Annotated in this window: 17 protein-coding genes; 8 read left to right on the forward strand and 9 right to left on the reverse strand. The window is 42.5% G+C overall.

Annotated features, from left to right (window positions below):
- The first annotated feature begins 19 nt into the window (after positions 1–19).
- The 3 genes from ZOBGAL_RS00610 to ZOBGAL_RS00620 all read left to right on the forward strand — a co-directional run bounded on the left by ZOBGAL_RS00610 (position 20) and on the right by ZOBGAL_RS00620 (position 3,964).
- Entirely contained in the window at positions 20–1,573 is a 1,554-nt protein-coding gene (locus tag ZOBGAL_RS00610) for an NAD(P)/FAD-dependent oxidoreductase (RefSeq protein WP_013991509.1), read from the forward strand.
- Between the two features lie 56 nt (positions 1,574–1,629).
- On the forward strand, positions 1,630–2,931 hold the full coding sequence (locus tag ZOBGAL_RS00615; RefSeq protein WP_013991510.1) for a DEAD/DEAH box helicase: 1,302 nt from the start codon (positions 1,630–1,632) through the stop codon (positions 2,929–2,931).
- A 199-nt stretch (positions 2,932–3,130) separates the two neighbouring features.
- Positions 3,131–3,964, forward strand: coding sequence for an endonuclease/exonuclease/phosphatase family protein (locus tag ZOBGAL_RS00620; protein ID WP_013991512.1), 834 nt, complete (start codon positions 3,131–3,133; stop codon positions 3,962–3,964).
- A gap of 67 nt (positions 3,965–4,031) precedes the next feature.
- Here the strand turns inward: ZOBGAL_RS00620 and ZOBGAL_RS00625 are convergent, their stop codons facing one another.
- Positions 4,032–4,862: an alpha/beta fold hydrolase gene (locus ZOBGAL_RS00625; protein ID WP_013991513.1), complete on the reverse strand. Its 831-nt coding sequence runs from the start codon at positions 4,860–4,862 to the stop codon at positions 4,032–4,034.
- 140 nt (positions 4,863–5,002) lie between these two features.
- Here ZOBGAL_RS00625 and ZOBGAL_RS00630 point away from each other — a divergent pair, with 140 nt between their 5' ends.
- The gene (locus ZOBGAL_RS00630; RefSeq protein WP_013991514.1) at positions 5,003–5,608 is read left to right on the forward strand and encodes an FMN-binding negative transcriptional regulator; all 606 of its coding nucleotides are present in this window, start codon (positions 5,003–5,005) and stop codon (positions 5,606–5,608) included.
- An 8-nt stretch (positions 5,609–5,616) separates the two neighbouring features.
- Here ZOBGAL_RS00630 and ZOBGAL_RS00635 read toward each other — a convergent pair whose 3' ends face one another.
- Positions 5,617–6,600, reverse strand: coding sequence for an NAD-dependent epimerase/dehydratase family protein (locus ZOBGAL_RS00635; RefSeq protein ID WP_046287668.1), 984 nt, complete (start codon positions 6,598–6,600; stop codon positions 5,617–5,619).
- 254 nt (positions 6,601–6,854) lie between these two features.
- On the reverse strand, positions 6,855–7,334 hold the full coding sequence (locus tag ZOBGAL_RS00640) for a Dps family protein (RefSeq protein ID WP_013991516.1): 480 nt from the start codon (positions 7,332–7,334) through the stop codon (positions 6,855–6,857).
- A gap of 107 nt (positions 7,335–7,441) precedes the next feature.
- On the opposite strand from ZOBGAL_RS00640, the gene ZOBGAL_RS00645 reads away from it, so the two are divergent.
- On the forward strand, positions 7,442–8,380 hold the full coding sequence (locus tag ZOBGAL_RS00645; RefSeq protein WP_013991517.1) for a LysR substrate-binding domain-containing protein: 939 nt from the start codon (positions 7,442–7,444) through the stop codon (positions 8,378–8,380).
- A gap of 83 nt (positions 8,381–8,463) precedes the next feature.
- Here ZOBGAL_RS00645 and ZOBGAL_RS00650 read toward each other — a convergent pair whose 3' ends face one another.
- The gene (locus ZOBGAL_RS00650) at positions 8,464–8,661 is read right to left on the reverse strand and encodes a hypothetical protein (RefSeq protein WP_046287259.1); all 198 of its coding nucleotides are present in this window, start codon (positions 8,659–8,661) and stop codon (positions 8,464–8,466) included.
- A 155-nt stretch (positions 8,662–8,816) separates the two neighbouring features.
- Here ZOBGAL_RS00650 and ZOBGAL_RS00655 point away from each other — a divergent pair, with 155 nt between their 5' ends.
- Positions 8,817–10,076: a D-alanyl-D-alanine carboxypeptidase/D-alanyl-D-alanine-endopeptidase gene (locus tag ZOBGAL_RS00655; RefSeq protein ID WP_046287669.1), complete on the forward strand. Its 1,260-nt coding sequence runs from the start codon at positions 8,817–8,819 to the stop codon at positions 10,074–10,076.
- A 23-nt stretch (positions 10,077–10,099) separates the two neighbouring features.
- Here ZOBGAL_RS00655 and nudK read toward each other — a convergent pair whose 3' ends face one another.
- The 5 genes from nudK to ZOBGAL_RS00680 all read right to left on the reverse strand — a co-directional run bounded on the left by nudK (position 10,100) and on the right by ZOBGAL_RS00680 (position 13,306).
- Entirely contained in the window at positions 10,100–10,684 is a 585-nt protein-coding gene (nudK, locus tag ZOBGAL_RS00660; RefSeq protein WP_013991520.1) for a GDP-mannose pyrophosphatase NudK, read from the reverse strand.
- A gap of 55 nt (positions 10,685–10,739) precedes the next feature.
- Positions 10,740–11,159 carry a response regulator gene (locus ZOBGAL_RS00665; protein WP_013991521.1) on the reverse strand — a complete coding sequence of 140 codons (420 nt, stop codon included), beginning with the start codon at positions 11,157–11,159 and terminating at the stop codon, positions 10,740–10,742.
- Between the two features lie 97 nt (positions 11,160–11,256).
- Complete coding sequence (locus ZOBGAL_RS00670) at positions 11,257–11,913, reverse strand: DUF2461 domain-containing protein (RefSeq protein ID WP_013991522.1); 657 nt, start codon at positions 11,911–11,913, stop codon at positions 11,257–11,259.
- A 65-nt stretch (positions 11,914–11,978) separates the two neighbouring features.
- Positions 11,979–12,776 (reverse strand): TIGR00266 family protein, encoded by a 798-nt coding sequence (locus tag ZOBGAL_RS00675; protein WP_013991523.1) that lies wholly within the window; start codon positions 12,774–12,776, stop codon positions 11,979–11,981.
- Positions 12,777–12,850: 74 nt separating this feature from the next.
- Positions 12,851–13,306, reverse strand: a complete 456-nt coding sequence (locus ZOBGAL_RS00680) for a DUF4442 domain-containing protein (RefSeq protein WP_046287260.1) — start codon at positions 13,304–13,306, stop codon at positions 12,851–12,853.
- 133 nt (positions 13,307–13,439) lie between these two features.
- Between ZOBGAL_RS00680 and ZOBGAL_RS00685 the strand changes: the two genes are divergently transcribed.
- Complete coding sequence (locus ZOBGAL_RS00685; protein ID WP_013991525.1) at positions 13,440–13,919, forward strand: DUF4870 domain-containing protein; 480 nt, start codon at positions 13,440–13,442, stop codon at positions 13,917–13,919.
- The gene (locus tag ZOBGAL_RS00690) at positions 13,919–14,371 is read left to right on the forward strand and encodes a nuclear transport factor 2 family protein (protein ID WP_013991526.1); all 453 of its coding nucleotides are present in this window, start codon (positions 13,919–13,921) and stop codon (positions 14,369–14,371) included. Before ZOBGAL_RS00685 ends, ZOBGAL_RS00690 begins: the two co-directional genes overlap by 1 nt.
- Positions 14,372–14,400 lie beyond the last annotated feature (29 nt).

Below are 14,400 nucleotides of genomic sequence, written 5' to 3' on the forward strand. Positions count from 1 at the left end.
AGCGCAGTAGCTTTGCACCATGGTCAGAAGAATTCAGTTACGGGTATCGCTAAAAGAGGAAAGCCAGCCCAACATCCTCTTAAAAAAAACCGCCAAGTATTTGAGCGAAGATGAGAAGAACATCACCATTAAAGTGCTGCGAAAATCCATCGACGCCCGAAAACCGTCTATTTACTTCAATTACAAGATGGAGGTCTACATTAACGAGAAACCTTCAAAAACGCCCGACTACGAATTCAAGTACCTAGACGTTTCCAAGGCCAAAGAAGTGCATATCATAGGCTTCGGCCCAGCAGGTATGTGGGCCGCACTGCGTTGCTTGGAGCTAGGATACAAACCTGTTGTTCTCGAACGCGGAAACAACGTTCAAGACCGACGGCGAGACCTAAAGGCGATTAACCAAGACCATAGGGTAAACGAAGATTCCAACTATTGTTTTGGCGAAGGTGGTGCCGGCACCTATTCCGATGGCAAGCTATACACCCGAAGCCTGAAGAGAGGTGACGTACGCCGAATTTTTGAAAGCTTGGTACACCACGGGGCCACCGACCAAATTTTAATCGATGCGCATCCGCATATCGGCACCAATAAGCTCCCTAAAATCGTACAGAATATTCGAGAAACCATAATCGAACATGGCGGCGAGGTACATTTCAACACCCGACTGACCAATTTTACCGTAAAGGACAATAAGATCAAAAGCCTTCAACTGCAAAATGGCAATGAAATGAAGGTAAACCGGGTGATTCTGGCCACAGGGCACTCGGCCCGTGACATCTATTATTTGTTGAACGACAAAAAAATCAGCCTTAAGGCCAAATCTTTCGCCATGGGCGTTCGCGTAGAGCATCCACAGCAAATCATCGATTCCATTCAATACCATTGTTCCGGAGAGCGCAACGAACTGCTTCCCGCAGCGGCCTATAGCTTGGTAGAACAAGTGAAGAACCGCGGAGTGTATTCTTTCTGTATGTGTCCCGGCGGATTTATCGTTCCAGCGGCAACCGCCCCGGGGGAAGTCGTCGTAAACGGCATGTCTCCCTCCAAACGAAACAACAAATTTGCCAATTCGGGTATTGTAGTTGAAATCAATGCCGATGAAGATCTTTACAAATATGAACATTTTGGGGTTTTAAAAGGATTGGAATACCAGAAGGATTTAGAGCGATTGGCTTTTACCGCAGGCGGAAGGACGCAAACCGCACCCGCCCAGCGTTTGACCGATTTTGTGGAAGGGAAGCTATCGGCAGACCTCAACCCTACCTCCTACCAACCCGGATTGAATTCCGCCCCCCTCCACTCCTTACTGCCCAAGCTTATCGGCGGAAGGCTTCGACAAGGTTTTAAGGCCTTTGGGGACAAAATGAAGGGATATTATACGAACGAGGCCAATATCGTAGGGGTGGAGTCGCGCACTTCGTCACCTGTAAACATTCCCAGAAATGAAAAATTGGAGCATCCTGAGATCGAAGGCCTATTTCCCTGTGGTGAGGGCGGCGGTTATGCAGGAGGCATCGTTTCGGCCGCAATGGACGGAGAGCGCTGTGCGGAAGCCGCCACGGCAGGTCTATAACAGGCCTATACGGTTATCCAAACATTCGCCGTATCTTTGCCACTTATTAAATATACATGACATTTAAAGATTTAGGTATTGCTTTGCCTATACTCAAAGCTATTGAGGAACAAGGATATACGAATCCAACCCCCATTCAGGAACAAGCCATTCCCATTTTACTAAACAAAAAAGACCTTTTAGGCGTAGCGCAGACAGGAACCGGAAAGACAGCTGCCTTCAGTATTCCGATCATACACCATTTGCACAACAACCCAGAGCAGACCAAAGGCAAGCGGCGTATACGAACGCTCATTGTAACCCCGACTAGGGAACTCGCCATTCAAATAGCCGATAACTTTACCGCATACAGCAAGTATACGCATGTTAAAAATACCGTCATTTTTGGCGGTGTAAAACAGCAGCGACAAGTCAATGCCCTACGTAACGGTGTTGATGCGCTTATTGCCACCCCCGGAAGGTTATTAGACCTAATGAACCAAAACATTATCTCCCTAAGGGATATCGAGTTTGTAGTCTTGGACGAAGCCGACCAAATGCTCGACATGGGTTTTATTCACGATATCAAAAAAATTATCGCGAAGCTTCCCAAGCAAAGACAGTCCCTTTTCTTTTCCGCCACCATGCCGACCAGTATCGTGGAATTATCAAAAACGCTTTTGGGCGCATTTGAAAGGGTGACCATAAAACCACAACAGGCGACTGCCGAGAAAGTTGACCAAGGTCTCTTTTTTGTAAGCAAGTTGAACAAACCTAAATTATTGGTCCACCTGATCAACGAAAGACCCTCGGATTCGGTTCTGGTATTTTCACGTACCAAACACGGCGCCAATAAAATAGTCAAAAAACTATCGCAGGCCGATATCAAGTCGGCCGCCATACATGGCAACAAATCACAGACCGCCAGACAAAAGGCTTTGGGCGATTTTAAAGACGGCAAACTACGCGTATTGATCGCCACGGATATTGCCGCAAGGGGAATAGATGTTGAAGACCTTTCCTTGGTCATCAATTACGATCTGCCAAACGTGCCCGAAACCTACGTACACCGTATCGGAAGAACAGGAAGGGCCAGCGCCAGTGGTATAGCCCTTTCCTTTTGTGACAGGGAAGAGCGCCCATATTTAAAGGACATCGAAAAACTCATTAAACAACAGGTGCCGCGTATGCCGGAACACCAATTTACCGATGGGGATGACGAACCAGCTGCCGAAGAGGAAAAAAGGCCCCAGCAGAGACCTAATCCGAACCGCTCAAGGAACAACAATAGAAACAGAAATAGAAATCGCTCGGGAAACTCGAACAACAGAAGTGCGAACAATCGCAACAACTCAAGTAGACCGCGTAGAGACGATTAAATTAGCGTCGTCCATAATTTTGAACCACTAGAATTACCGCAAGAAGATCTCGATTCCAATAGGCGTCTTTTTCTTCTTGCGGTTTTTCTTTTCCAGGCTTCATGGAAGCCAAAAAAATAATGGTTTAATATGTTTTTCTTAAGAAATATAAAATGGGAAATACTTAAATTGCCCCTATATACCAATACCACAATATCAAATGGCCTTAAGAACTATTTTCTTTTCATTTCTTTTTCTGGCCTTGTACACAGTGCAAGCCCAAGACCTCAAGGTAATGAGCTACAACATTAAATTTGACAACGTAAACGACACCGTTAACAATTGGAACGACCGTAAAACGGACATGGTGAAGCTTTTAAAGCATTATGCCCCGGAATTTATCGGCATGCAAGAGGTCTTGTACCGCCAATTGACTTATTTGGATGGCGCATTGGAAGATTACAACTCCATTGGTGTAGGCCGGGACGACGGAAAAAAGAAAGGGGAATTTTCCCCCATTCTATACAACAGTAAAAAATTCAAACTCATCCGATCCAACACCTTTTGGCTCTCTCCCACCCCCGATAAGATCAGTGTAGGATGGGATGCTGCCATGGAGCGGATCTGCACCTACGGATTGTTCGAAAACAAGGCGAACAAACAACGCTTTTGGGTATTCAACACCCATTTTGACCACATCGGTACCGAGGCCCGTGAAAGGTCGGCAGCGCTTATCGTTAAGAAAATCAAGGAAATCAACACGGATAAAATCCCCGTGGTCCTTACGGGCGATTTCAATTTAGAACCTGATACAAAGCCTATCCAATTTCTGAAAAAAGAAATGACAGACGGCCAAGAAGCCTCACTTCAACCGCTTTATGGCCCTACAGGAACCTTTAGCGGCTTTGACCATAAACGCATACTTGACCGACGCATCGACTATATCTTTATTGAAGGGCTCACCGTACTATCGTACATTCACATTGATGACCGTATGGAAAACAACAAACACATTTCCGACCATCTGCCGATACTGGCAACACTTAAAAAATAGCCCGTACAAGCGCATAAAAAAGCCCGCACCTTATCAGGTTCGGGCTTTTTTCATTAAAAACCTTCCCTTACTTCTTTAAAAAAGAAATCAGAAGTTCGTTCAACTCATCGGCATGAGTCAAGTTCAGGCCATGAGGCCCACCTTTAATAACTTCATACTGATTATCCTTGATTCCTTTTGCGGCCTGATCAGCGGAAGTCGCCTGGGGCACGGTAGCATCCGCATCACCATGAACAATAAGTGTTGGTACGGTAACATTCTTCAATTCAGGTCTAAAATCGGTATGCATCCATGCCAAGGCAGCTTGGATCGTAGCCCTGGGGGAAGCGTGTGACGCGATACTGAAATCATAATCAAGCTGTGCCTCACTCATTCTATCCGTATTATCCTCATAGTTATAAAATCCTTTGTGGAAATTCTTCAAAAAACCAACTCTGTCTTTCTGCAATGCTTCTTTTATTCCATCCAAAACTTCTTCCGGAACGCCATCAGGGTTATCTTCTTTCTTCTTTACCAATGGAATTATAGAGCTTATTAAAGCTGCTTTTGCAATTTTGTCCGCCCCATAATCAGTGAAGTAACGTACTACTTCCCCTCCACCCATAGAAAAGCCAACAATTACCACATTGTCTAAATTCAAATCTTCAATAATGGTATTTAGATCGCTGGCAAGTGCAGAATAATCGTAATCTCCCCATGGTGCCGAAGATGCCCCAAAACCTCTTCTATCATATGATATGCACCTATAACCTTCCTCTACAATTTTCCAAACCTGCTGCTCCCACGCCTTATGACTTAAAGGCCATCCGTGAATGAGTATAACCGGTTGCCCAGAACCATAATCCTCATAATAAATATCTACAGTTTCTTTTCCTTTTTTGTTCTTTATAAATGGCATATATTTATTTTTAAAGTGAATTTAAATTTACGGAATGTTTGTAATAGACTTTGCTTCAATCGCATTAATATTCGCATTAAAAAATACTTTTACAATTTCCTAAAACACAGTTTCAAAAGAACTGACAATTAACTTAGCTTATGTTTATTCCTAACCATCACCGTAATGAAAATGCTTCAGAAATTAGAGCGTTCCTAAAAGCGAACAGTTTTGGCATTCTCGTAAGCCAATATCAAAACAAACCTTGGGCAACGCACATTCCCTTAGAACTAGAGGTAAACAAAGAAGGAAAAGAAGTGCTCACGGCCCACATTGCCAAAGCCAACCCGCAATGGCACGAGTTTGACCAAAACGAAGAAGTACTATGTATCTTTAACGGACCGCATTCCTATATTTCCTCATCTTGGTACAAGGATGAAGAAGTACCTACTTGGGACTATATCGCCGTTCATGTCTATGGAAAATTGAGCATATTGAGCGAAGAAGAAGTCATGGCCTCCATGCACCGCTTGGTCGACAAATACGAAGCCCATTCGAAAGAACCTATTTCCCTGAAGAAGATGTCGCCCCACACACTAAAACAAGTGAAAGGCGTTATAGGCTTTGAGATCGAGATCACCGATATTCAAGCGCAGTACAAACTGTCGCGCAACCGCAAACAAGACCACCCGAAAATCATTGCCGAGCTTGAAGACACCAAAAACCCGATGAGTATAGCCATTGCCAAAGCCATCAAGAAGGAGTAGAAGGCAGGTTAAAGCGATTTATACGCTTGGAGTATCCGTTCTATTTGACGGTTCTTGTCTTCATTGACAATTTTGTGTTCGGGGTTTTCATCAAACCACTTTAAGGTTCTTTTGATTCCTTCGGAAAAAGGAATCGTCGCCTTAAAACCAGGAACAAAAGTCTTGATCTTGCTATTGTCAAAAATGACGCTTTCCCCCTTATCCGCCAATAAAGTTCCCGTAAACGAGGGTTCTATCTTACAGATAAAATCAGAAGCAATATGCACTACCCTAGCTTCAAAACCAAGTGCATCGGCAAAAATCCTATAAATCATGTTCCAACTGAGTATTTCGTCGGAAGTGATATGAAAGGCATGTCCAATGGCTGTGGTGAGGCCCAACAGACCTACAAAACCCTTTGCAAAATCGTCGGCATGGGTCACCGTCCACAAAGACGTACCGTCTCCGTGAACGATAATTTCCTTTCCCTTAATGATGCGGTCGGCAGTGGTATACTCCCTAAAACCGCCAATAGCGATGGGTATTACGGTATCATAGGTCAAAGAGGGGCGTACGATTGTTACAGGGAAACCTTTTTCCCTATAGGCTTGCATCAGGCGGTCCTCGCACCGGATCTTATTCTGTGAATAATCCCATAAATTATTGCACAGCGGTGTAGATTCGGTTATTATCGGATACTGCAAAGGAGTTTGGTAACACGACGCAGAACTAATAAAAATGTATTGCTTCGTTTTACCATGAAACAATGTAATATCCCGTTCTATATCCTCTGGGGTAAAAGCGATCCAATTTACGACCACGTCCCAACTGTGCTTTTGCAGTTCAGACAGTTCTTCCGGTTTGTTTATATCGCCATAAATTGTCTGAACCCCAGTTAGGCCACCTTTCTTGGTCCCTCGGTTTAGATGATACAGATCTATCCCCTTTTCAAGCGCCAAACGGCTAGAGGCCGTGCTAATGTTCCCTGTCCCCCCTATAAATAAAATCTTCATTACCCTATCGATTAAATGTTGTTCGAATATAAACATAAGCAAGCATATTCAGATAAGGGTTTACAAGTGAAATAACACACGCTTACACTTAAATCCCAATTCAGAGGAAGCAAAAGAGACGAAGCGCTTGCTTTCTAACCTAGGCTTGCCTTGATTTTAATCCTTTGACACAAAAAAGCCGGAAGAAGAAAAATAAAAAAATCCCCAACGGATTCTAGTTCCATCGGGGATTTTTAAGGCTATAAACGCCTATACTATATTTCTTCGGCCAACCAAGCTTTCATCATCCAAACGGTCTTTTCTTGACCTGTGATAAAATCACTCATCATAGAGTTGGTTCCTTCATCACCTGATTTATCGGAAGCGTCTAAAATGCGTCTTTCTATAACCAAAAGCTCTTTTAGGGAATCTACGATCAAACGAATAGCTTCTTCATCTTTGGTAATATTCTTTCCTACCGGGACTTTTGAACTTTCAATATAATCTTCAAAGGTATGTAAAGGCACTCCCCCAAGAGTCAATATACGCTCGGCAATTTCATCTACATTAAGGTTGGCCTCGTTGTAAAGCTCTTCAAACTTTGGATGGAGTTCAAAAAAGCGTTTTCCTTTAATATTCCAATGGATACCTCTTAAATTTTGGTAATAACGCTGAAAATTAGCCAACAATTCGTTCAAGTCCTCACTCAATGATTTTGAGTCTTTTTCACTTAATCCTATGCTATTTAGTTTCATGGTTTCTGTTGTTTAAATTATAGTATAAAGGTACGCAATATTAGCCCCCTTATCATGATTGATATCATTGATAGTTTTTATATTTTTATCATTAGAACTTATAGCAAATGACAATTACCCAACTACAATATGTACTGGCCGTTGCCGAGTACAAGAATTTCACATTAGCAGCAGAAAAAAGCTTTGTCACCCAACCTACATTAAGCATGCAGGTTCAAAAACTGGAAGACGAACTCGACGTCTTGATTTTTGACAGGAGCAAAAAGCCCATTTCCATTACGGAAGTAGGCGAAAAAATAGTGGCCCAGGCCAAAAACATTGTAAACGAAGCCAGCAGGATCAAAGATGTCGTCGACCAAGAAAAAGGGTTTATTGGCGGTGATTATACTTTGGGAATCATCCCTACCATTATGCCGACCTTACTGCCCATGTTTCTAAAAACCTTTATCAACAAATACCCCAAGGTAAACTTGATCATAAAGGAACAGAGTACGGAGACCCTTATCCGCAATATTCAAGACGGCCATATCGATGCCGCAATTGCCGCTACGCCTTTGGAAATAGAATTTATCAAGGAAAGACCCTTGTATTACGAGCCTTTCGTAGGCTACGTACCCCAAGAACACCGTCTTGGCAAGGCCGTGACCATAACCCCGGAAGACCTAGACATCAATGATGTACTCTTACTACAAGACGGGCATTGCTTCAGGGATAATGTCATCAACCTATGCAAGGCCCCGAGAAATCTTGGTCAAGAGGCATTTCGTTTGGAAAGCGGCAGTTTTGAAACCTTGATCAATCTCGCCGATGAAAACCTGGGTATGACGTTATTGCCCTATTTGAACACTTTGGTCTTGGACGAAAAAAAGAAAGAGAAATTAAAGTACTTTGAAAAACCGTCGCCCGCACGTGAAATCAGCTTGATCTACCATAAGAGCGAACTTAAGATACAAATAACGAATGCCCTAAGGGAAGTGATATCGAGTGTCGTACGAGGCGCCATTGCCTTTCAGGACGTTAAAATTATCAGTCCTATCAACAAATAGCTCCCCTATCACAAACGATTGTGCTATGATGGGATATGATAGTTGCTTTACAAAAAAAAGCCCTCTGGATCAGAGGGCTTTTATTATGCTTTTAAATAGATAAGAGTTTGTTTTAGTTCTGGTTTATCGGTGATGTATTGCTGTAACCAGAGTTTGAGTTCATCTACTTCCTCGGGAAGTAACCTAGTAACTGCTTTTTGTAATTCTTTGATGAACAATTTTGTGTCAAAACTAACTTTTTTCAATACTGTTTTAGAGTACTCAAGCATAGCTCTAGCCATATTTCAAAATGTTTAAGTTATTAGTTGTCTAAGAGATATTCTCTCCTTATAAAGTTAAACAATTATGCATTTACTATATTGCATGTGTGTTGTTAAATGTTAGCCAAATTCTTGTTAAACACATGTATAACGGGCTCTTACACATGTCAAAAATCATGAAAAAAATTTTAATCGCCTTCTCGATAGCTATTTTCATAACTAGTTGTTCTTCATACAAAAAGACCCTCAAAAAGCAGACCGACCCCATTCTTTCGTCTACTTTTTACCAAAACCAGTTTACGGGACTATTGGTTTTCGACCCCGAAAACAGGGACACCCTCTATGCCTACCAAAGTAAGAAATACTTTACCCCTGCAAGCAACACCAAGATCTTCACCTTATTCGCTTCGCTTCAATTGCTGCCCGATAAAGTTCCTACCCTCAAATATTGGCAACAGGGCAAGAAACTTTACGTTCAAGGCACCGGAGACCCGGCGGCCCTACATCCTTACTTTAAGGATAGTACGGCCCTAAACTTTCTAAAGCGCCACGCCAACATAGAACTCGACCTGAACAATCTTGAGGGGGAAAAGCTAGGTCAAGGTTGGGCATGGGACGACTACGACTATTACTACCAGCCCGAAATGACCCCAATGCCACTTTACGGCAATGTCGTGAGCATCTCACGGACCAAGGTAATACCCGAATTCTTTAAAGGGAACATCGTACGCAATTGGCATCGCAGAAACAGGGATTTGGAAAAGAACACCTTTTACGTTGCGCCTTCTAGAAGAGACACCGTAGAAATACCCTATAGAACCGATTCCGTCTTGACCAAAAAGTTACTGGAAGCGGCCTTAAACAAGAACATCAGCCTAGGCAAGCCCGCTTATACCCCTAAGAAAGAAACCTTGTACGGCATACCCACCGATTCGCTTTACGTACGGATGATGCATGAGAGCGATAATTTTATCGCCGAACAACTCTTAATCCTGGCCTCTTCCACCCTATCGGACACCCTTAGCGGTAAAAAAGCCCGAGATTACGTTTTGGAAAACTATTTACAGGACCTTCGTCAAGCCCCAAGATGGGTAGACGGATCAGGCCTATCACGTTACAACCTGTTTACTCCCGAAGCTATGGTAAATGTGCTCGATAAACTATACCAAAGTATGGCCCGAAAAAGGCTGTTTGCCATTTTTCCCGAGAACGGGGTTTCAGGGACCTTAAAAGGATGGGATTACGATGGAGGGGTACCGAAACTCTATGCAAAGTCAGGAAGCTTAAGCAATAACTACTGTTTAAGCGGCTACCTCATTACCCGATCGGGCAAGACTTTGATTTTTAGTTTTATGAACAATCATTATAGGCAGCCTACCTCCGAAGTAAAAAAGCGAATGCAACAGGTGCTACGTCAGGTTGCGGAAACCTATTAGATTAGTATCGTTCTCAGGAAATACTATTCCAATAATTTGTGGATTGCGGCGTACTGTAACAAAAGAATGGTCTTGGCATCTTTGATCTCGCCGGAAGCGATCATAGCCATTGCCGTTTCGAACGGGTACTCGAGCACCTCAATATTTTCGGTCTCGTCTTCCGCTCCACCGCCTACACCTACTTTCATTTTTTCTTCGTAGGCGCCTATAAAAAAGTGAAGGATCTCGGTAACCGAACCCGGCGACATATAGGATTCGAATACCTTTTCCACATTGTCGACCTGATAGCCCGTTTCTTCCTCTACTTCTTTCTTGATGCAATCTTCCGGATTATCACCATCTAAAAGTCCGGCACAGACCTCGATCATCATTCCATTTGAGTTCCCGTTGATATAGGTCGGCATTCGGAATTGACGGGTAAGAACCACTGTACCTTTTCTTTGGTTATAAAGTAAAATTGCGGCTCCATTCCCCCTATCGTAGGCCTCTCTTTCCTGAGTTTCCCAAGAACCGTCTTCTTTTTGGTAATCGTATACATATTTGTTGAGTGTATACCAATTATCGGAGAGCACTTCTTTTTTTATATTCTTAATACTGCCGTTTTTCACCGTGTTGATCTATGGGTTTGTTCGGGCCGAAACGGCCCATGTAAGATGTAATAAATTAAATGGCATTTTCCTTTTCACCAAAAATACGGCCTAAGGCCCTTTTAGAAATAGGTTTATCAAAATAGCCCTTCACCTCTGAATGTTGCTTTGCCCGCTGCCTTTCCTTAGTACTTAAAAATGCGGATAGTATATAAATGTCGGTTTTTTTAACATGCATAGGCAATTCTTCAAATTTCTCCAAAAACTCCCAACCATCCATTTTTGGCATCACAAGATCCAATAAAATAATATCGGGAAGCTCTTCGGCCCCTTCAAGACTATCATGTAAAATTTTCAAAGCGACCTCCGCACTGTCAAAATCCAATACGGTATAAGGTTTGCCCAGTTGCTCTATTCCGTATCTGGCAGCAAATAGTGAGACGAGATCATCGTCTATTATCCAAACCCGTAGCTGTTTAAAGTCTTGTAGTTCCATATCCCCCCTAAAATATAACAAGAAAAACCTTTCAAATCTAGAGATTGATCTCTAAATACCTCAAAAGTATGCAAAACGATTAATTTAAGCGCTATCATCATACCACTGTTACCGCTTTATTGAGATATCTTCTAAAAGGGAGCATTTCTTTGTACACATTTATAATTTTCTCTTCAAAATCACCCCTAAACACTTCATTAGTAGCAAACTCGTGTGCCACGGCAAAGGTTTTATTTCTCAAAAAATCAATGTATTTATGGTCATTGGGGAATCCTTTGGGCGCTTTTACGAGTTTGACATCTTCATACAGGCCTCCGAAGGTGTTTTTAAACGACTTTTTCTCAACAATCTTCTTTAGGTTTTCCCCATCATAATCAATGGCGTCTCGTATACTTTTCAATGTTGCCGCATCGGGTCGCCAAAAGCCGCCTGCCATGATACATCTTTCTATACCGATTTCAATATAAAAATCGCCCGTAAGCGGTCTTTTGTCCAAGCCTGCCCCAAAATGGTCTTTATACACCGGTTTATTGGGGTGAAACATGAGGTTGTTATTGATTCTGTTGATTCCTTTTTTGCCTGGTGTATCAAAATACTCCGCATCGATTTCGGCCAAGCTAAGGTTCATATGGTCTAACCACTTTATAAAATCGTCCCGAACTTCCTTATACCACTTCCTATTGGCATCCATCCATTCTTTGGAATTGTTTGTATTGAGTGCCTTTAAAAATTCTACCAGGTTTTTAAAATCCATCTAAATTCAGCGCCATTGCGCTTTTTCATTATATATGTTCTACGCTGTATCGGTTTGTGCTTTGGCTAAAACCGATTGTCACCTCCGACAATATCGCCAAGGGTTCCCAGAATACTTCCTTCCCCTTTATCTTTCCCTCCTTTTGGAATCGAGGCCAATACCCTACCGGCAAGTCTGCTGAACGGCAAGGATTGGATATATACGGTACCCGGCCCCCTTAAGGTAGCAAAGAAAAGTCCTTCTCCCCCAAAAATGGTGTTTTTTATTCCGCCCACGAACTCTATATCGTAATCTACGGTTTGCGAGAACCCCACAATACAACCGGTATCTACTTTTAGTATTTCGCCAGCTGCCAATTCCTTTTTTGCCATGGTACCTCCGGCATGGACAAAAGCCAAACCATCGCCTTCCAATTTTTGCATAATGAAACCTTCTCCTCCAAATAAACCTCTACCCAATTTCTTGGAAAATTCGATACCCACCGATACTCCTTTTGCCGCACACAGGAAGGCATCTTTTTGGCAGATGAACTTGCCTTGTTTTTCCGAAAGGTCTATAGGAAGGATTTTCCCAGGATAGGGAGAGGCAAAACTCACCTGTCTTTTTCCCTGTCCTATATTTAAAAAGGCCGTCATAAAAAGGCTTTCACCGGTCAAGATCCGTTTTCCAGCGGAAAAAATCTTGCCGAGTACCCCGGTATCTTGGTTGGAGCCATCCCCAAAAATAGTATCCATCTTTATATCGGAATCCATCATCATAAAACTTCCTGCCTCGGCCACTACGGCTTCTTGCGGGTCTAGTTCTATCTCTACGTATTGCATTTCTTCACCGTAAATCTGGTAATCGATTTCATGTGCGTTCATTTCTTATTCGTTTTTTCGTTGATGATTGTTAGTTAACTTTTGACGGGAAAATGTTACAATAAAATGGGAAAAAATTATTGTTTTACCCGTATCGTCCACTCAAATTTAAAAGTAGACACCACTACCCCATCTTCATTTACCCCAACGGACTTCATCCAAAAGGCTTGTCCTTCACCCGTAGCCAAGGTTTTGTCTATGGCCTCTTTGATCAAATGACCGTCTTCACAGGTAAACGTAATCTTACCGGTCGCCTTCTTAGAAAAATTGGCGGTGTTATTCGCCACGAGCATCGATATCTTTTTTCCGCTTTCCTTGATCTGGGCGATGACCATGGCCCCGGTACTTAGTTCGGCGGCCATCCCTTGTACCGCCCAAAACATACTTTTAAACGGGTTTTGGTTGAACCATTTGTGCTTTACCGTTACCACTGCCTTGGTTTCATCGATATAGCGCAACCGCACCCCACACCACCACGCAGAGGGTAACTTAAAGAATGTAAATGTGTTGAACTTGCCCGTAGATACTGCCATTGTGTTATATATTTTTCCTAAATGTATATATTTTTTTCGTCTTTTCAATTGTTAATTCTATGTTAATATTCAGTACTTTGTTTTGCATAGTACCTTCTTTTAGACATATATTTGCATAAGAAATTACTAAGTCATGGAAAGTACACTAACAAAACACGAACGGAATTTAGCTGCCATGCTGCATGCCTCGGCCTTTTCTAAATTCTTTATTCCCTTCGGCAATTTTATTATACCCTTGGTATTATGGACGGCCAACAGAAGGGACTATGCCTTTGTAGATTATAACGGTAAGCAGGTTTTGAACTTTCAAATTAGCCTACTACTCTACTCTATCGTATTGGGTGCTATCAGTATACCGCTTTTCGCCGGCTTATTTCCTGGATTACTGAACGGTAGTCTTTTGGGTTTAGACCATTTGAACGACTACAACAACCTTAACATAGACTTTAGTCAGAGTCTTAATCTTAGTGGTTGGCTCTTTCCTTTGGGCATGGCCGGACTGGCGCACGGCGCTCTCTTTGTCGTTAATGTAGTCTACACCATTTTAGCCGTTATCCGTACCAACGAAGGCCAAGAGTTTACCTACCCCCTCACCATAAAATTTTTAAAATAATGAAGCTATACGTCGTCATCACCTTGATTCTTTTACTTTCCGGTTTTTCGGACATGACGGCGCAGCCTGTTATCGAAGCATCCTTAAAGGAAACCATAACCCAATTAGACCGTACCTACTTTGAAGCGTATAACAGCTGCAATATGGAAAAGCAAGCTGAAATGTACGCCGAAGACATAGAGTTCTATCACGACAAAGGAGGTTTGACCACCTCGAAACAAGATTTACTCGATAGTTTAAAGAAAAACATTTGCGGAAAGGTAACACGAGAGTTGGTAGAAGGCAGTATTGAAGTCTACCCCATTAACGAATACGGCGCCGTAGAAATTGGTTTTCACAAATTTCACAACAACGAGGAAGCCGACGCCATATCAGAACCGGGCAAGTTTATTATTATATGGAAAAAGACCGAAGCCATCTGGAAAATTATGAGGGTCATTAGCCTTCATTAGCATAAAAAAGGTACTCATCATACCTGATC

The sequence above is a fragment of the Zobellia galactanivorans genome (assembly GCF_000973105.1).
Classification (GTDB): Bacteria; Bacteroidota; Bacteroidia; order Flavobacteriales; family Flavobacteriaceae; genus Zobellia; species Zobellia galactanivorans.